The organism is Acinetobacter sp. Brlt_5 (genome assembly GCF_051949055.1).
In the GTDB taxonomy this organism is placed as follows: domain Bacteria; phylum Pseudomonadota; class Gammaproteobacteria; order Pseudomonadales; family Moraxellaceae; genus Acinetobacter; species Acinetobacter indicus.
Window position 1 is genome coordinate 88,029 of record NZ_JAYJLP010000008.1, and the last position, 17,886, is coordinate 105,914.

Annotated in this window: 19 protein-coding genes and 3 tRNA genes; 15 read left to right on the forward strand and 7 right to left on the reverse strand. The window is 47.3% G+C overall.

Annotated features, from left to right (window positions below; translation table 11 throughout):
- Positions 1-159: 159 nt before the first annotated feature.
- The 4 genes from VF685_RS07195 to VF685_RS07210 all read left to right on the forward strand — a co-directional run bounded on the left by VF685_RS07195 (position 160) and on the right by VF685_RS07210 (position 2,453).
- Positions 160-2,001, forward strand: coding sequence for a long-chain-acyl-CoA synthetase (locus VF685_RS07195; RefSeq protein WP_286385020.1), 1,842 nt, complete (start codon positions 160-162; stop codon positions 1,999-2,001).
- A gap of 130 nt (positions 2,002-2,131) precedes the next feature.
- Positions 2,132-2,207: transfer RNA gene (locus VF685_RS07200), tRNA-Lys, on the forward strand.
- Between the two features lie 20 nt (positions 2,208-2,227).
- Positions 2,228-2,303, forward strand: a tRNA-Lys gene (locus VF685_RS07205).
- 74 nt (positions 2,304-2,377) lie between these two features.
- Positions 2,378-2,453 (forward strand) — tRNA-Lys (locus VF685_RS07210).
- A 125-nt stretch (positions 2,454-2,578) separates the two neighbouring features.
- Here VF685_RS07210 and VF685_RS07215 read toward each other — a convergent pair.
- Positions 2,579-3,175, reverse strand: a complete 597-nt coding sequence (locus tag VF685_RS07215) for a hypothetical protein (protein WP_225876424.1) — start codon at positions 3,173-3,175, stop codon at positions 2,579-2,581.
- A 288-nt stretch (positions 3,176-3,463) separates the two neighbouring features.
- On the opposite strand from VF685_RS07215, the gene VF685_RS07220 reads away from it, so the two are divergent.
- Positions 3,464-3,730, forward strand: coding sequence for a PspC domain-containing protein (locus VF685_RS07220; protein ID WP_005181954.1), 267 nt, complete (start codon positions 3,464-3,466; stop codon positions 3,728-3,730).
- A gap of 68 nt (positions 3,731-3,798) precedes the next feature.
- On the opposite strand, the gene VF685_RS07225 is transcribed toward VF685_RS07220, so the two are convergent.
- A complete protein-coding gene (locus VF685_RS07225; protein WP_005181952.1) occupies positions 3,799-4,929 on the reverse strand; it encodes an HPP family protein in 1,131 nt (376 codons plus the stop codon).
- A gap of 480 nt (positions 4,930-5,409) precedes the next feature.
- Between VF685_RS07225 and glyQ the strand changes: the two genes are divergently transcribed.
- The 7 genes from glyQ to VF685_RS07260 all read left to right on the forward strand — a co-directional run bounded on the left by glyQ (position 5,410) and on the right by VF685_RS07260 (position 11,401).
- The gene (gene glyQ, locus VF685_RS07230) at positions 5,410-6,399 is read left to right on the forward strand and encodes a glycine--tRNA ligase subunit alpha (protein WP_005181950.1); all 990 of its coding nucleotides are present in this window, start codon (positions 5,410-5,412) and stop codon (positions 6,397-6,399) included.
- The gene (gene glyS, locus VF685_RS07235) at positions 6,399-8,468 is read left to right on the forward strand and encodes a glycine--tRNA ligase subunit beta (protein WP_286385019.1); all 2,070 of its coding nucleotides are present in this window, start codon (positions 6,399-6,401) and stop codon (positions 8,466-8,468) included. Before glyQ ends, glyS begins: the two co-directional genes overlap by 1 nt.
- A 2-nt stretch (positions 8,469-8,470) precedes the next feature.
- On the forward strand, positions 8,471-9,064 hold the full coding sequence (locus VF685_RS07240) for a DUF6036 family nucleotidyltransferase (RefSeq protein WP_034598129.1): 594 nt from the start codon (positions 8,471-8,473) through the stop codon (positions 9,062-9,064).
- Between the two features lie 4 nt (positions 9,065-9,068).
- Positions 9,069-9,458 carry a hypothetical protein gene (locus VF685_RS07245; RefSeq protein WP_180055002.1) on the forward strand — a complete coding sequence of 130 codons (390 nt, stop codon included), beginning with the start codon at positions 9,069-9,071 and terminating at the stop codon, positions 9,456-9,458.
- Positions 9,459-9,566: 108 nt separating this feature from the next.
- Positions 9,567-9,956, forward strand: a complete 390-nt coding sequence (locus tag VF685_RS07250; RefSeq protein ID WP_005181941.1) for a hypothetical protein — start codon at positions 9,567-9,569, stop codon at positions 9,954-9,956.
- 290 nt (positions 9,957-10,246) lie between these two features.
- Positions 10,247-10,771 carry a hypothetical protein gene (locus VF685_RS07255; protein ID WP_005181937.1) on the forward strand — a complete coding sequence of 175 codons (525 nt, stop codon included), beginning with the start codon at positions 10,247-10,249 and terminating at the stop codon, positions 10,769-10,771.
- Positions 10,772-10,939: 168 nt separating this feature from the next.
- On the forward strand, positions 10,940-11,401 hold the full coding sequence (locus VF685_RS07260) for a hypothetical protein (RefSeq protein WP_253097040.1): 462 nt from the start codon (positions 10,940-10,942) through the stop codon (positions 11,399-11,401).
- A gap of 98 nt (positions 11,402-11,499) precedes the next feature.
- On the opposite strand, the gene VF685_RS07265 is transcribed toward VF685_RS07260, so the two are convergent.
- The 3 genes from VF685_RS07265 to VF685_RS07275 all read right to left on the reverse strand — a co-directional run bounded on the left by VF685_RS07265 (position 11,500) and on the right by VF685_RS07275 (position 14,129).
- Entirely contained in the window at positions 11,500-12,456 is a 957-nt protein-coding gene (locus VF685_RS07265; RefSeq protein ID WP_016659612.1) for a 2-hydroxyacid dehydrogenase, read from the reverse strand.
- Positions 12,457-12,556: 100 nt separating this feature from the next.
- On the reverse strand, positions 12,557-12,754 hold the full coding sequence (locus VF685_RS07270) for a hypothetical protein (protein WP_005181929.1): 198 nt from the start codon (positions 12,752-12,754) through the stop codon (positions 12,557-12,559).
- 100 nt (positions 12,755-12,854) lie between these two features.
- Positions 12,855-14,129 (reverse strand): hypothetical protein, encoded by a 1,275-nt coding sequence (locus VF685_RS07275; RefSeq protein ID WP_016659613.1) that lies wholly within the window; start codon positions 14,127-14,129, stop codon positions 12,855-12,857.
- Between the two features lie 121 nt (positions 14,130-14,250).
- Here VF685_RS07275 and VF685_RS07280 point away from each other — a divergent pair, with 121 nt between their 5' ends.
- Together VF685_RS07280 and VF685_RS07285 are read left to right on the forward strand one after the other, a co-directional pair.
- Entirely contained in the window at positions 14,251-15,033 is a 783-nt protein-coding gene (locus VF685_RS07280; RefSeq protein WP_034598303.1) for a class I SAM-dependent methyltransferase, read from the forward strand.
- Positions 15,034-15,046: 13 nt separating this feature from the next.
- On the forward strand, positions 15,047-15,595 hold the full coding sequence (locus VF685_RS07285) for a hypothetical protein (protein ID WP_253097039.1): 549 nt from the start codon (positions 15,047-15,049) through the stop codon (positions 15,593-15,595).
- Between the two features lie 65 nt (positions 15,596-15,660).
- On the opposite strand, the gene VF685_RS07290 is transcribed toward VF685_RS07285, so the two are convergent.
- Positions 15,661-16,863 carry a TIGR03862 family flavoprotein gene (locus VF685_RS07290; RefSeq protein WP_286385017.1) on the reverse strand — a complete coding sequence of 401 codons (1,203 nt, stop codon included), beginning with the start codon at positions 16,861-16,863 and terminating at the stop codon, positions 15,661-15,663.
- Positions 16,864-16,865: 2 nt separating this feature from the next.
- Positions 16,866-17,516 (reverse strand): SAM-dependent methyltransferase, encoded by a 651-nt coding sequence (locus VF685_RS07295; protein ID WP_171066723.1) that lies wholly within the window; start codon positions 17,514-17,516, stop codon positions 16,866-16,868.
- Between the two features lie 84 nt (positions 17,517-17,600).
- On the opposite strand from VF685_RS07295, the gene VF685_RS07300 reads away from it, so the two are divergent.
- The gene (locus tag VF685_RS07300) at positions 17,601-17,774 is read left to right on the forward strand and encodes a DNA gyrase inhibitor YacG (protein WP_016659618.1); all 174 of its coding nucleotides are present in this window, start codon (positions 17,601-17,603) and stop codon (positions 17,772-17,774) included.
- Positions 17,775-17,886: the final 112 nt, after the last annotated feature.

The following is a 17,886-nucleotide window of genomic DNA, read 5'->3' on the forward strand; positions in this document are numbered from 1 at the left end:
GCAGGTGAATAAAAAAATCCAGTCATTTCGGTGGCTGGATTTTTTTTGTTAATTTGTCAGATTAGGTTGATTACACTACAACGAAACGATTAAAACCTTAAAGTGCAATATTCATGCGCTAGAACTACAGATTGGATGTCGAGAATAAATAGGATTCATATGAGCCATACAACACAACATGATCTTATTGGTCTGGCCGATGTCGCCGCCAAAATTCCAAAGTTTATCGGCAAAGTCCCGAATCTTATTCAGGGTCTGAGTCAAGCCTATTTACGAACGCCATCCACCCCTGCCGGTCTGGGCATTGCCTTTGAAAAAGCGGTCAAACGTAATCCGCATGGTCTGGCTTTAATGTTTGAAGAGCAGCGCTTTAGCTACAAAGCCCTGAATGAATGGGCCAACCAGATTGCCCACTATTATCTGTCACAAGGCGCACGCAAAGGCGATGTGATTGCGGTAATGCTGGAAAACCGCCCGGAACTGATCGCGACTGTCATCGGTCTGGCCAAAATTGGCGTCACCATTGCACTGGTAAACACCTCACAGGTCGGCAAGGTGCTGACCCATAGCATCAATCTGGTCAAACCGGTCGCGCTAATTGTTGGCGAAGAATGCCGTGCTGCGGTAGAGGAGATTCGTCAGGCGCTGGATTTACCGGCAGATCGTCTGGACTGGTTTGCCGATCAGGAAACCCAGCGCGATGCCGGCAAAGCTCCGAAAGGCTTTAATAATCTGGCCGAAAAGATCGACCATTTCCCGAAATTCAATCCGCCGACCACGCATTCCGTCCAGGGCAAAGATGGCCTGTTTTATATCTATACCTCGGGAACCACCGGCCTGCCGAAAGCCGTGGTGTTCACCCATAGCCGCTGGACCCTGGCTTACGGCACCTATGGCCATGTGCTAAATCTGAATCCAAAAGATGTCATGTATGTGACCCTGCCGCTGTATCACGCCACCGGTATTGTGGTGTGCTGGTGTGGGGTAATTGCCGGTAGTGCAACCCTGGCAATTCGACGTAAATATTCCACCTCCAGCTTCTGGAAAGATGTACAGAAATTTAATGCCTCCGCCATTGGTTATGTCGGCGAGCTGTGCCGCTACCTGATGGATGCACCGCCATCTGCGCTGGATCGGGACCATCGTGTTACCAAAATGATTGGGAACGGTATGCGCCCGAACATTTGGAACAAGTTTAAACAGCGCTTTGGGATTGAAGAAATTCTGGAGCTGTATGCCTCCAGTGAAGGCAATGTTGGCTTTAGCAACATCTTTAACTTTGACAATACCGTTGGCTTTTCTCCAACCCCCTATGCGATTGTGGCTTTCGATAAAGAAAAAAATGAACCGGTCCGGGATGCGCGCGGCTGGTGCCAGAAAGTCAAAAAAGGTGAAGTTGGTTTATTGATTGGCAAAATTACCCGCCGTTCGCCGTTTGATGGCTATACCGATCCGGAAAAAAACAAGGCGGTGATTTTAAAAGGCGTTTTCCAGCGTGGCGATCAATACTTTAATACCGGTGATCTGGTACGAAATATCGGCTTCCGTCATGCCCAGTTTGTTGACCGCCTCGGGGATACCTTCCGCTGGAAAGGCGAGAATGTCTCCACCACCGAAGTGGAAAATATACTCTGCGATTATGACAAAATTGCCGAAGCGGTGGTCTACGGCGTAGAAATTCCAGAAACCAATGGCCGTGCCGGAATGGCGGCCATTACCTTAAATGCCGATGCAACACTGGATGAACATGACCTGCAGCAGATGGTGAGCCAGTTTAAACAGGCCCTGCCCGGCTATGCGGTTCCGGTATTTTTACGGATTCAGGCCCAGGTTGAAACCACCGGCACTTTTAAATATCAGAAAAACAAGCTCAAAGAACAGGCATTTAATCCGGCAGCTACCACGGATCGTTTGCTGGTGTTGCTGCCCGGTGCAGCGGCTTATACTGATCTAACCCCGGAAATTTTCGAGCAGATTCAAACCTATCAATACCGCTTCTAAGCCCAAAGTTGTCTATTTTTTGATTCCCTAGCATGAATTTGTTTCATTTATAATCAAACATAGACAACTTTTTTATTTTTTACTTGCGCTCAAACGAGATCTTGCTACAATACGCTCCATCAAATGATATGGGTCGTTAGCTCAGTTGGTAGAGCAGCGGACTTTTAATCCGTTGGTCCCGCGTTCGAGTCGCGGACGACCCACCACTCATTTGAAAGCCTAAGATGGGTCGTTAGCTCAGTTGGTAGAGCAGCGGACTTTTAATCCGTTGGTCCCGCGTTCGAGTCGCGGACGACCCACCATCTTTCCTTAGGAACTCTGCAAAAACTCCAGTTCTTGCATCTTAAAAAATAAGCAGCTTATTTTTTATTCCTCAGGGTCGTTAGCTCAGTTGGTAGAGCAGCGGACTTTTAATCCGTTGGTCCCGCGTTCGAGTCGCGGACGACCCACCATTTATCTTCCAAAATAAATATCTTCGCTTCCCTACTCTGCATTGCACATTTATATGCTGGGCTGCATCGTATCTGCGCTACAACCTCAATATTAATGTGGATGAAAGAACGCTCAATCTGCTTTTTTAATCGGCCGACTTTTCCAGATAATAAGCATGTGCCGGTAAAGGATTACGGGAAAAATACTGCTGATTTACCGTCGATACTGTGGCAATTTTTTCTAAATCCATGCGTAGATTCTGCGTGTCATCAATATCATAAAAAATTTCCACCCCATTACTGCGATGCACAATAATCTGGTGTGCGGTTTCATCATACATCCAGTAATCCAGATGATAATTCATTTGTGCACCGGCCATGACCCGGCCCAGATAGACGATGGAACGATGTGCGGTGCCATCGGGCAATAAAGTCAGAATAAAATCGGCTGTACCGGTCTCACATTTGACATAGGCATCTTCACAGCTAATTTTTACCTGATACCGGCCGACATAGGCCAAGGCCGCTTCCGGCACCACGGCTTTATCGGCATCTTTTGCAGATGGAAATACCGGTTGGCCAGCCACTTCACTCAGGCGTTTACTTGGCACATCTTCCGTCACCTGCAGGTCTGCCACGGGTGTAAACGGCTGTGCCTCCTCTCCTTCTTGACTGTTAAACGTCGGGTCACAAGCGGCCAAAGACAGGCAACAGATTCCCCATAACCATTTCGAACAATGCACAGCCAATATGGTGTCTCCCGGGTATCAATAAAAATAGCCACCGTATGCCTTTGCATCAGGTTGATGGGCACACAGCGAAGCTATTGAAATTATATGAATTTTCACCCAAATCTACAGTTTTTGTAGACCTGTTTCAAGATTTTAAAGCGCAATATTTATACCGTGTCATTTTATTTACATAAATTAACGATTTATAGCGCATTGACCCTTTAAAAACGGAAATAGGTCGCCATTTTTATTTTATGAGTTGTTGATTGACTCACCATTTTATTTTTTAAGGAGACCTCAATGGCCAATGTTGGTTTATACCGCTCTAACCGCTCAAACATGATTGCAGGTGTAATGGGTGGTATTGCTGAACGTTTTGGTTGGAATGCAAATTTACTCCGCATTATTTTTGTGTTGGTATCCATTATGAGTGCCGCCTTCCCGGGTATTCTGGTGTACTTGGTACTGTGGCTGGTGATGCCGAAAAAGAAAGCTGAAATTGAACACGTGAATGGCTATCGCAATCCGGTACGTACCATTCATGAAGATCAGAACAGTTACCGTTAATCTTCATTTTTCTTGCACAGTTTAAAGCTACGGTGGACCCCTATTACCGTAGCTTCTTTTTTCTGGCTTTAACTTTCCGTAGTTTTGCTGCGTAGCCAGATCAGACGCTGGTTCATGGCGGCAATCATATCGGCGCGGCTAATAATCCCGACCAGCTGCTGCTGTTCCACCACTGGAATATAGTTAAACGAACGTTCCACAAAATACGGGACCAGATCGGCAATACTCTGATGTGGTTTTACCGTCACCACCTTGCGGTTCATAATGTGTTTGACCTGATGCTGCCATGACATCCGCACATCGGTAGCATGTTTAAACCATTCCACCACTTCATACAGTGCCAATGTGCCGACCAGTTGCTGCTCGGCATTTACCACCGGCAAGCTCATTAAATTGACCTGCTTGAACTTGTCTAGCGCGAGCTGGATATCATCATCCTGCTGCAAGGTAATCACATCATGGGTCATGATATCTTCACAGCGCCATTCCTGCACGTTTTCATCCTGCATACGCGCATTGGCCTGATATTGCGCTTCCAGAATAATTTTCTGCAAGTCATATTCACTAATGTCCAGCAACTCGGTCTGATGCTCCAGCACATGATGAATATCTTGCGGCTGAATGGTGACTTTCTGGGTCGGGGTCGGGTCTTGCGAACGCAGGTTCAGCTGGGCCTTGTGTGGATATTGCTTGCCAGTCAGTCGGTTAAACATCATTGCCACCAACAGCAATAACAGCGAATTTAACAGCACCGGATAAAAGATAAATAAATAGCCCAGTTCACTGACCGCCTCACCGCCCAATACTGCGGTAATCGCCACAGCACCACTCGGTGGATGCAGCGAATCGGTCGACATCATTAAAATAATAGATAAGGCCACCGCCACACTAAAGGCTTCGGTCAGATTCGGAATATACAGCGCACAAGTCACACCAATAATGCCGGCAATAGTATTGCCAATCACCATATTCCACGGCTGTGCCAGCGGACTGGCCGGCACCGCAAACAGCAATACTGACGACGCACCCATCGGCGCGATATACCAGGCATTAATATCGCCCAGAATCCATAAGCTGATCAGTGAAGATAAACTTAAGCCCAGCAAAGCACCCAATCCGCACAACAGACGTTCTTTCAGCGGCAGTAATTTGAAATTGGGTTTTAAGATTTCTAACCATTCAGATTGCGGATGAAACACGGGAATCCTTTGTGATTTTGGCGACGGCCGCCATTATAAAATGAAGCAGCTTATAAGATGTATTCATTCTATATCTTATAATTATGAATTTTTCTGTTGAGATGTATATCAGTATAGGCACACTGAATCATCCTCTTTTTAGAAAAAATTGATAAGCCCTTCATTTTAAAAACATCGTTTTTGCGTATACACCATTCAGCGCAGATGATTGCGCTGTATACACCAAATGAAACCAATCTTTGAGAAAAATGACTGAAATGACAATGCTGGGTTTTCCCCGAATCCTACAGATCAAAATCCGTTTTTTGTGGATAGACAGATCAACCGAATGTCGGTTTCTCTACTGATTTTTCATGGCGATTTTTCGGTTAGGCTTCGCTTCCTGATCAAAGCGCCAGCATTGTATGGATAACCTTTGCTACCTCCCGCCAAAATCCTTATAATTGAGCACAATTTTTCTCTAATTTTAAGTGGATGACCATGAGTCGCGCCATATCGCATATTGATACTTTCCAAGGCTTAATTCTTGCCTTACAAAACTACTGGGCGGAGCAAGGCTGCGTCGTGTTGCAGCCTTACGACATGGAAATGGGTGCAGGAACATTCCACACTGCGACTTTCCTACGTGCATTAGGGCCTGAAACTTGGAACGCTGCATACGTTCAACCTTCACGTCGTCCAAAAGATGGCCGTTATGGTGAAAACCCGAACCGTTTGCAACACTACTACCAGTTCCAGGTGGTATTAAAGCCAAACCCGGACAACATCCAGCAGCTGTATCTGGATTCTTTAAAAGCCATCGGGATTGATCCTTTGGTTCACGACATCCGTTTTGTCGAAGATAACTGGGAATCACCAACACTCGGTGCTTGGGGCTTAGGTTGGGAAGTTTGGCTGAATGGTATGGAAGTCACGCAATTCACTTATTTCCAGCAAGTCGGTGGTGTTGAATGTTATCCGGTCACGGGTGAAATCACTTACGGTTTAGAACGTCTGGCGATGTACCTGCAAGGTGTCGACTCAGTTTACGATTTGGTTTGGACCAAAGGTCAGTTCGGTACGGTGACCTATGGCGATGTATTCCATCAAAACGAAGTAGAACAATCGACCTATAACTTCGAATATGCGCCAGTCGACAAACTGTTTGAACTGTTCGACTTTTACGAAGCAGAAGCCTCTCGTTTGATGGAAGCGAAACTGCCACTTCCTGCCTATGAGCAAGTGGTGAAAGCATCACACAGCTTTAACCTGCTTGATGCGCGTGGTGCGATTTCTGTGACTGAGCGTCAGCGTTATATTTTACGTGTCCGTACACTGGCACGTGCCATTGCACAAAGCTACGTGGCCGCACGTGCAGAGCTTGGTTTCCCAATGGCAGAACCGCATTTACGTGATGAAGTTCTGGCACAGTTAAAAGCACAGGTTGAGGCGGAAGCCGCGCAAGCAGAAAAATCAGCGGAGAGCAAATAATGTCTAAACATACTGTTTTATTTGAACTTGGCTGTGAAGAACTTCCACCAAAAAGCCTGAAAAAATTACGTGATGCGTTACAGGCTGAAACGGTTAAAGGCTTAAAAGATGCAGGTCTGGCTTTCGATTCAATTGAAGCTTATGCTGCACCACGTCGTTTGGCACTTAAAATTGTCAATGTAGATGGCGCGCAAGCCGACACTCAAAAACGTTTTGACGGCCCTGCAAAACAAGCAGCGTTTGATGCTGAAGGCAATCCAACCAAAGCTTTAGAAGGCTTTATGCGTGGCCAAGGCATTACGGTTGATCAGGTTTCAACGTTCCAGGCCGGTAAAGTTGAAAAAGTGTGTTACTTAAAAGATGTCAAAGGTCAAAGCCTTGATGCGCTGTTACCGCAAATTTTACAAAATGCTTTGGACAACCTGCCAATTGCGAAACGCATGCGTTCTGCAGCCAGCCGTACTGAATTCGTTCGTCCGGTAAAATGGGTGGTGTTGCTGAAAGACAACGATGTGGTTGATGCAACCATTCAAGATCATAAAGCTAGTAACGTGACGTATGGTCACCGTTTCCATGCACCTGAAGCGATTACGCTGGCCAATGCAGATGCATACTTAGATGCACTTCGTAGCGCTTATGTGGTTGCGTCTTTTGAAGAGCGTCAAGCGATCATCGACCAGCAAGTAAAAGCACTTGCTGATGAAGTGAATGCCATTGCGATTGTGCCTGCGGATCTTCGTGACGAAGTCACTGCACTGGTTGAATGGCCTGTTGCACTACGTGCCAGCTTTGAAGAACGCTTCCTTGCTGTTCCTCAAGAAGCGCTTATTACGACCATGCAGGACAACCAAAAGTACTTCTGCCTGGTGAATAGCGATAATAAACTGCAACCGTACTTCATTACGGTGTCAAACATCGAGTCGAAAGATCCGTCACAAATTATTGAAGGTAACGAGAAAGTCGTTCGTCCACGTTTGTCGGATGCTGAATTCTTCTTCCTGCAAGACCAAAAACAACCGCTTGCGTCTCGTAAGGAGAAACTGGCGAATATGGTATTCCAGGCAGAACTCGGTACGCTTTGGAACAAATCTGAACGTATTGCCAAACTTGCTGTTGCGCTTGCGCCAATTACAGGTGCAAATGCGGCTGACGCTGAAAAAGCTGCCCTGCTGGCAAAATGTGACTTAACCTCTGAGCTTGTGGGTGAATTCCCAGAACTTCAAGGCATCGCGGGAACTTACTATGCACGTCTTGAAGGCGAAAATGATGAAGTGGCTGAAGCACTTGGCGAGCAGTACTTGCCTAAATTTGCAGGTGATGTTTTACCGAAAACCAAAACAGGTACAACCATTGCGCTTGCAGACCGCTTAGATACGCTCACCGGTATTTTCGGTATTGGTCAAGCGCCTACAGGTTCGAAAGACCCGTTTGCCCTGCGTCGTTCTGCAATTGGTATCTTACGTCTAGTGACTGAAAACGAGCTTGATGTTTCAATCGAAGATTTGATCAAACTTGCTTTAGCTGCGTATGGCGATGTACTCAAAGATCACGATAAGACTTTAAACGATGCGGTTGCATTCCTTGAAGGTCGTTACCGTGCGAAGTACGAAGACCAAGGCGTTGATGTTGACGTAATCCAAGCGGTTCAAGCACTTTCACCAAAATCACCGCTTGATTTTGACAAGCGTGTAAATGCGGTCAATCACTTCCGCGCATTGCCTGAAGCGGCAGCACTTGCTGCTGCGAATAAGCGTGTTGCCAATATTCTTGCTAAAGAAGCGGCACCAGCTGGTGAAGTGGTTGAAGCAAACTTGGTTGAAGATGCTGAAAAAGCATTGTTCGCTGAACTTGCGAAAATCACGCCTGTGGTTGAACCATTATTTGCTGCCAAAGACTACACTGCTGCATTGTCTGCACTTGCTGCACTGCGTGCGCCTGTAGATGCGTTCTTTGACGGTGTAATGGTGATGGCGGATGATGCTGAATTAAAAGCAAACCGTTTACGCTTGCTTGCTCAGCTTCGCGCCTTATTTACCAAAGTGGCGGATATTTCGGTGCTTCAACACTAAAGATGAGTATTTATAACGACTCACCTATCACCCTTGCAATCCTCAAGCTCTTTCAAGAGCTTGAGGATTGGATTTCAATGAATCATCAATATCTTCCTCATGGTGCCGTTAAGGCATTTATTTTTGGTGGCTGTGCGTTTCACATCCACACCAATGCTCGAGGTAGCAATGATATTGATGCTGAAATCCAATCGATCAGCCAATTAAAAAAAGAAGATATTTTCTTATTTCTAGAAAATAATGATATTGAATATCTGGATCATAATAATCTTGAAACAAATTTAGAATTTGACAGTGGATTTAATACCAGCCTTGCCTCCATCGATCCTGATTACAGGGAACGAGTTATCCCCTTAACCGCTGAAAGTATCGTAGAGGTCTATCTCGTATCTGGCGTAGATTTGGCTGTTTCTAAATTGGCACGCTTGTCTGACAGAGACATCGAAGATATTCAAGCATTATATGCAAGAAACAAGTTTTCGCTTGAGCAGTTCAAAGAAATAGCAAATAATGCTAAAGACTATTACGTTACACCTGAGCAATTAGATTCTAATATTCAATATATGATTTCGCTTCTTTCAGACCTGGGAGATTGACACAATGAATCAGCTGGAATTTGAGCATGCTTTAAAAGCACTGTTAAAGCAGCCATTGAATTCTGCAACATTCGAGCAGGTTAAACCCGTTGCTGAAGCGTTATTATATTCAGAACTGCTACCTGCTGTGAGTTCCAGTTTAAATCCCTTAGAAAAGTGCCGACTGTTTTTTCTATTAGAAAAATTCCGCAGATACTCATGCTCAAGTGTTTCTAGACGCCAACAACTTAAAGCACTCTCCCAAGCCTTGAATGTCGTTCCATTGCCGAGCACTCATGATACAAGAAGATTAGTTGACCCTCTGGCAAAACGTGTAGGCCTCAATGAAGATTTAAATCATTTAAAACCTCAATTACTGACCTTACAAACACGCCACTACTCACTTTACAGTTAATTCTCTCCTCCTTCTCTTAAGTACCACTATTCTATAGGTCATACCTATAGGCTTTTCCTTCCATATTCCCTATACTCAAACTGAAAACACTCAACAAGAAAGAAGCTTATGAAACTTAAAACTTTAATTTTATCTGGTCTAACTTGCCTTTCTCTGGGTGCATGTACCTCTGCGCCAGTCATTCCACAACTACAAGCGGGGGTATTACAGGAAGTCCAAAATCTTGAGGTCTATCCAGACACCACGCATAACTCGGCCAAACTGACCAAGTTTATTGATAAATGCGTGATTGAATTTAGAGGGCAGCTCAAAGCCGGCCGCTCAATTGAACAATGGGCATTTAAAGGCAACACCCTCATTTCAGCCGGTTCAGCTACCTTTGCCCAAGATGGTACCAGCACTGCCCATAATTTTGACCTGCATGATGCCACGGTACAGAAAAACTTCCTGACCCTGCGCGATCATTTCCATAAAGATGCCCTGGCGCAATGTAACTAAAAATTCAAGCATCATGCCTGCAAAAGGTATGGTGCTTTTCCACATTTTTCAGAAAAAATAAAAATAACCCGAAAAATAAATAGATTTTTCATCATTCAAATTATATCTGCTATACCAACTGGTATAAGACTTCGCAGCCAATCCCCGGTTTACAAAAATGCCTGAATTGTTAAGCAGTTGTAGCAAGATTGTGGATGTTTTTGCATAAAGCATATCGGCGCATATTTTTCTCCTTAAGATAGGCACCGCTCACAGCATTGCGTCTGTGGCACACATGCAAGGAAAATCCTATGAAGAAAACTCTCACAACAATATTCATGAGCAGCGCCCTACTCGCGACATCTTCACTGTATGCCGCGCCCGCACTTCAGGCCAATGTCAACGCATCGGCAGCTGTGCAGACGCCACAGGCTGGTGGACTTTTAAATAATGTAGTGCAAGGTACGCAGCAGACCTTACACAGCGCAGGCGAGCATGTCGGTCAAGGATTACATAGCGTAAAAACCACGACCCAGAACACCTGGCAAAACACCAAACAGTTCAGCAATGAAAAAGCCGAAGCCGGCAAAGAAAAAGCCGCAGATTTAAAACAGGCGGCCTATGAACGCTCAAGCGAACTGAAACAGTCTGCCGCCAAGAAAGCCGCAGCAGCCCGTGAACATGCCGCAGATCGTACGGAAAAAACCAAAAACAGCCTGAAACAGAAATCGGCACAGGTACAATTGCACAGCAATGCGCAGGTTGATGTCGATACGCCTGTGGCCAAAGCCAAAGTCAGCAGCAAAACCCATACCGCAGTGGGCGCAGCACAATAATCAAAATGAGAGAACCAAGCCTGCAACCCTGTGGGCTTTTTTAATTTTGTGCTTGAGTTTTAAGACAATTCAGCAGATGCTCAGCACAGTAACAGGAATCTTCATGATTTCTTCATGCCTTCAGTTTAGGCTTAGGCTTTCCATTCTCTTTTAGCAGGGGTCATGATTATGCATAAAATTAAATCCGTATTGGCTGTTGGCCTTATGCTCATGGGCACTGCAGTCTGGGCACAAACTCCACCAGCAGAAGCGAATAGCAGCACCAAGCTCCAAGCCCCGATTCAGCCGTATGCCGATAATCCAAATTTACTGCATGTCTGGGCCTATAAAGCACAGCAAGGTGTTTTAAACGCGGCAGATCGGGTTGGTGAAGTGGCAGAAAAAGGTGTGCAAAAAGTACGGCCTTCGGTGCATCAGGCCTGGGAAAATACCAAGACCTTAACCAGCAACACCACGCAACAGGCCAACCAGAAAATTCAGGACACCAAAGAAGCTTTAGGCGGCGCACCGCAACAGCCGGTACCAATTGTACAGGGCAGCTTGAGTCAGCCAGATACCGCTCAACCGGCGGCATCAGTACCTGCTGAAACCGGTTCAGGGGCCACCAGCTATGCCGTGACCGAACTTTAAGACGGGAGTGAGCGAGAGCCTCATCATCACTCGCCTTTTCATTCCACCCAAAAATACGGACCTGAATGCGTCCGTATTTTTTATTGCTTGATATCTGCTTAATTGACCTGACGGATCGGTTGGCCCTGCTGAAACGCGATCACGTTTTCTACCATTTGCTGCACAATCCGCTGCCGCGCATCTACACTGCCCCATGCACTATGCGGGGTTAAAATTAAATTGGGAATAGCTGGGTCTAACAGGATATTGCCCTGCTTGGGTGGCTCGACACTCAGCACATCCATCGCCGCACCGGCAATTTGTCCGGACTGTAAGGCTTCGGCCAGCGCCGCTTCATTGACAATACCGCCGCGGGCACAGTTAACTAAAAACGCGCTATGTTTCATGGCAGCAAACTCAGCCGGCCCGATTAAATCCCGGGTATCTTCGGTCAGTGGACAATGCAGGCTTAAAAAATCCACCTGCGGTAACAGCTCGGCAAAAGGCACCCGCGACGCAGATTGTGGCCGGTTGGCGAGAGCAGCAATTTTGACCTGCATGCCGAAGGCTTCGGCTAGCTTGGCCACTGCCTGCCCCAACTCACCATAACCGACAATGCCCAGCGTTTTTCCAGCCAGCTCGACAATTGGATAATCCAGCAGACAGAACTGGCTAGAACGCTGCCACTGGCCCTGTTGCACCGCCTGATGATAAGGCACAAAAGAAGTAGCCAGATTTAACATCAGCATTAAGGTATGTTGCGCCACTGCGGCCGTGCCATAACCCTGACAGTTACACACCACCACACCCTGGCGGCGTGCCTGTTCCAAATCGACATTATTGGTACCGGTGGCTGAAATCAGGATCAGTTTAAGCTGCGGGCATTGCTGTAATGTCGCGGCATCCAGCAAGACTTTATTGCTGATAATCACCTCGGCAGATTGCACCCGTGGCAGCAGCTCTGCAGGCGAAGTGGTTGGATACAGCGTTAACTGCTGCTGAAAGACAGCGTTTAAGTCTTCTAGCTGTAAATCATCCTGATCCAGCGAGGCAAAATCCAGAAATATGGCGTTCATGTGGTGCATCCTCTCATCATGGCGTGAAGAAATTAAAGCACACTTGTAGCGCTGCGCGTCAGTTCAAAAATGGGATGCCCACAAAAAAACGCCCATGAGTTCATGGGCGCTTGCTGTGATAATTGCGTAAAGAAAAGCGGATTTGCCGAATGACATAAATGGTTAAAGCCAATACCAATAACAGGCCACTGCCGAACACCATATAGGCTGAATAATGCACCGTTTGTGCCGAAGCAACGGACGGAACAGCCCAACCCAGCAGGCTCAGTACCACAACAGACAGAGGTCGAATGGTCATAACACTACCCTACTTTTATCCACTGGTTGTTTTACATCCATCTTCATCTTAGCCTGAATATAAAATAAAACAATGACTTCGGGGTCAGTGCAGTTTTGGCTTACAGCACCACTTCGGGCTGGGTCACAAATTTGGCACTTTCCGGGCTATCATCGACAAATTCATTGCCGCCAAATTCATCACTACTTAAATTCAGCTGTTTATAACTCAGCACATAATAATCGCTGTATTTTTTAATCACGATGGGGTGCATACCGGCGCTGAGCTCATCCTGTTCCTGAAACAGTTTCATGACCTGACGATCATTCATGGCCACAATATAACGCTGGTCATTCAGCCAGATTTGTACCAGTCCATTGCCCTTGGCATAAATCGGAATCAGGAATTTATGGTTTAAGGCCACAGCACTGGCAGCATAGCTTTCGATCTTCTGGCTAATGACATTAAATACCAGCCCATGGCCAAAACAGTCCATCAGCTGGCGGCGGCTTTCCTGCGGCAGGTTAAACTGAATCCCGAGTTTATGCAGGTCATGCTGATCGACCTGTTTATTGCTGAGCAGCGAGCGAATCAGGTTCTGCTTGAGCTTGGCATCAAAAAAGCCGCTGTCCAGTTGCAGTTCGTTATTTTTCAGGATTTGCCCCAGCGCATGTTTGTGCCGTGGCAACAGGTTTTCAATCAGCTTGCGATAGTAGAACTTGCTGTTCTTTTTGACCTGACGCATCTTCTGGTAAAAATGTGCCGGATCAAAAGGATGGCTAAGAAAATCATTGAGCAAATCGGAACTGGCCAGCACCGCAATTGCATCATGTCCGGTAAACGGTAAATGCAGGGTCTGCAGCGAAGGCAGTACCGCCTGCAGTTTTAAATACTGGGCGCGGTCTTCGGCATAGTGCGGATCATAAATCACGATATATTCGCGCTCAGCCGAAACATCTTGGGGCTGAATACGCATGTCAGCATTGTGCTGCGGATGGAAGAACATATTGTAGCGCGTGTCCAGAATATCTTCCGGATCAATCGAATATTGCGGCACCAGTGCCACCACACGTTGCAAATCAAGCAGGTTGGAATATTTGATGGCCGCATAACCACCCATCGAACCGCCATAGCCAATACGCTGCTGAAACGGCGCAATGGTGGCGGCAATTTCATTCAGCATCGCGCGCATCGACTGTTCGGGAAACCAGGATTTCTCCTTTGGCATGATGCCAACCACATTATAGCCGTGTTTGCTCAATGACTTTTCAGCATTAATGGTCAGGCCTTTGGCGCGGGTAATTAAATCGCCAAAAGAAAAAATCAGCGCCTCTGAATGACCGGGCATCCAGATGACGCGGATATGATCGTCTTCAAAAATTATGTGTTTATCCATTCCCACACCAGAGCTGCACAGCCCTCTATCAAGATTCAAAATAACAAATAGACCGTATGCCGACGACTAAAAAGCGAATATGTTATTTTATAGATGCCCGGCAGATAAAAAAGCGCAAAATATGACACAATTCCTCCATCCTGCAGCAGAACAAGGCTTTTCCACAGCCGCCAAACTTTATCAACAGGTCCGACCAAGTTATCCACAAGCGCTGGTTGCATGGTTAAAAAACCAGCTCAAATCTGATGCCGCACCGGTCTGTGTCGACCTAGGTGCCGGTACCGGTAAATTCCTGCCGATTCTGCAACAGCTTAGCCCGCATGTGATTGCTGTTGAGCCGGTGGCCGAAATGCTGGCACAACTACAGCAACACTATCCTGATGTGCAAAGCATTCAAGCCTATAGTCATGCCCTGCCGCTGCCTGATGCCAGTGTCGATGCCGTCTGCTGCGCGCAGTCCTTTCACTGGTTTGCCAATCTTGAAACCCTGAACGAAATTTACCGGGTGCTGAAACCGGGTGGCCAGCTGTTGCTGATCTGGAATCAGCGTGACACCCGCATCGACTGGGTCAAGGCACTGGCCGAGCATATAGCACCGCTGGAAGGTGATACCCCGCGTTTTCATAGCGGCCAATGGCGACAGGTCTTTTCGGCTGCAACCGGCTTTAACGCTAACGCAGAAGCTACTTTTCAGCAATGGCAAAGCGGTACAGTTGAACAGGTGGTGTCAAAACGCCTGCTTTCTACCAGTTTTATTGCCGCGCTGCCTGAACATCAGCAACAGCAGCTGAAACAGCAGTTCGAGCAGATGGTGCTGCAATATACAGGCAAACAGCCGCAGCAACAAATTGACTTTCCCTACCTGACCCATGTGTATAGCTTTACAAAAATTACAGAACAATAAGGATGAACCTGTCATGTCCAATCTGATCAAACCTTTATCTCTGGCCTGTCTGCTTGGCAGTGCACTGCTGCTGAGTGCCTGCGAGCGCAATCCATCACCAGAACCGAAGCAGGAATTAAGCGCCGAAGATCAGGTGCTGCAGGAACTGAAAAGTGAGCCGGTACGCACTTTCCCAAAAACCGAGCAGGACTTGCATGACCTGCAGCTACTAACCGACTATGAACAGCGCTTTGGCCAGATGAGTGAAGACATGGAAGTTGAACTGATGCAAATGCAGCAGCAAGGCACGCTGGATGATGGCTTTGCACGAAGCCGGCAAGGTGACAATATCCAGTCGGCCCTGAATATGCTGAAAGCGCTGGATTTAAAGACCGAACAGGGCCGCTATATCCAGGGCCTGATGTATGAATATTGGGATCATCAGGCTCAACTACATGCCCAGCAACCAGCTTCAGCTGCATCGGAGAGTGCGCCAGACAGCGTTAAGGGTCTGGGGAAATTTATTCATGCCCAAGAGCAATTAGAACACTGGCGCGATCAGTATCCACAGCTCGAGCATTAAATTATATGCACAACCTCAGGGCCCTAAATAGCCCTGATTTTTTACAGGGAGAATGCCGGTGAGTTTTACTGACCTGCAGAGAGATAGGCATGTACACCTTCTCCAGCTGCCCGGCCGGTGGCAAAACAGGCCGTGAGCAAATAGCCGCCGGTGGGTGCATCCCAGTCCAGCATTTCACCGCAGCAAAATACCGCCGGATGATCCTTCAGCTGTAACTGCGGGCTGAAGGCACTGCGTTTGATTCCACCGGCACAGCTAATCGCTTCTTCAATCGGGCGAAAACCTGTTAATTCAATCCGCAGCTGTTTCACCTGTGCCGCCAGCGCCTCCGGCTGATGCCATAAGCTTTTATCGACCAGTTCACGCAGCAGACTGCTTTTGGCTGCATCTAAACCGGCTTTACGCCAGACATTGCTAAGCGACTGCTTTTTACTGGGCTGTAATTTTTTGGCCAGCTGTGCTTGGGACTGCTCGGGCAGTAAATCCAGAGAGAGTACCATGCGCTGCTGCTGTTTCAGCTGTGCACGCAAGGCCCGGCCCTGCTTATAAATCAGGCCGCTTTCCAGTCCATAATGGGTCAGGACAATATCGCCGATACTGCGCGTATGCGGTTCTACCCAGGCCTCAACCCGTTTTAAAGGCTGACCAAACACCGGCTGCATAAAGCTGGACCACGGATATTCCACCCCGGCATTGCTGGCCTGAAATGGCTCAATCTGCTCTGGATGGAGCCAGTCCTGCCAGGCGCCATCACTGCCCAATTGCGACCACGACAGCGCACCACAAGCCAGAACAATCGCATCAAATGCTTCACTACGCAGTTGCCCATGCTTTAAGTCCAGAATCTGCAACTGTTGCTGCTCAAGCCCCTTGACCTGCTGGCGGTAATGAAACTGCACCCCGTTATCCGCCAGACGTTTTAACCAGGCCCGTAATAGCGGTGCAGCTTTCATCTCCACCGGAAATATCCGCCCGGATGAACCGACATAAGAGCGAATGCCCAAGCCTGCCATCCAGTCCTGAATCCAGCCAGCATCCCAGCGCTGAATCCACGGCGCCAGCCAGTCGGCCTGATCATAACGCTGAATAAACTGCGGCACTGCTTCGGCATGGGAAATATTTAACCCGGTTTTTCCGGCCATTAAAAACTTGCGTGCTGCCGAAGGCTTCTGCTCATAGACATGCAGGCTATACCCATACTGGCTGAGCACCTCAGCCACCATCAAGCCGGCCGGGCCTGCCCCGATAATGGCAATCCGCATGGACATGCTTATTCTTCCACTGCCTGCGCAGGCGACTGCCCCTGAAGCGGCTGAAAATCATCAAAACGGGTGCGATACCCTTCCGGTTTACGAATAATCAGTTGCTGGCATAATTCACCGCGCTGCAAATATTTAATTTCAAAATGGGTCCGGGCAGAATCGGCCGCAATCCGCTGTTTCTCAAACGGTAGTTTCCATAGCGCCAATAATTGCTGTTCAGCTTCGGCAATATATTCAGGGATATTACTGGCCAGGGTAATCTGTCCATTCGGTTGCAAACGTGACAGCAAAAACTCAAAAAATGGCATGTTCAGCCAGCGCTGGGCCGGATTATGCGGCTCCGGATTCGGATATAAAATAAAGCACTGCTCGACTTGCGCTGGATATAGCGCATGTACAATCCACGGTAAGGCATCGGCATGGACTGGCTGCAGATTGGCATGCGGTTCTAATCCATGCTGCTTTTGCATGGCCAGAAACTTTTCCCGGGTGCGCTCAATCGCATACAGGGTTTGCTCAGGATGTTGCCCACTGAACAACAGCGCGTGCTTGCCTTTGCCTGCACCAATTTCGATACAGACAGGAGTATTGGCAATGGCTTGAAAGTCACGCGGAGCATGCATACGCTGGGCTTGAAATTGACGAATGGGCATAATCAGATCAAACTTATAAAAAACCGCACAAGTCTACCAAGTGCAGCTGTTTTTGCCTAATCTAATCCGGGATTTTATCAGGAGACCCGCATGCCACGTACATTCCCTTGCCCACGTTGTGGTGAACCTTCTATCTGGGAAGGCAATGAATTTCGCCCTTTCTGTTCCGAGCGTTGCAAGCTGATTGATTTGGGCGCCTGGGCCAGTGATGAATATCGCCTGCCGACTCAGGATGCTCCCTCGGTGGATAATCCGGAAGACTAAAACGAGTTACGCGGTTTTACAAAAAGCTGCTTTTACTGGAAAGGTGTAATAAAAATCCTACACATTTAAAACTTCTTTGCGCAAACAGGACACACACTTAAAAATTTTACTG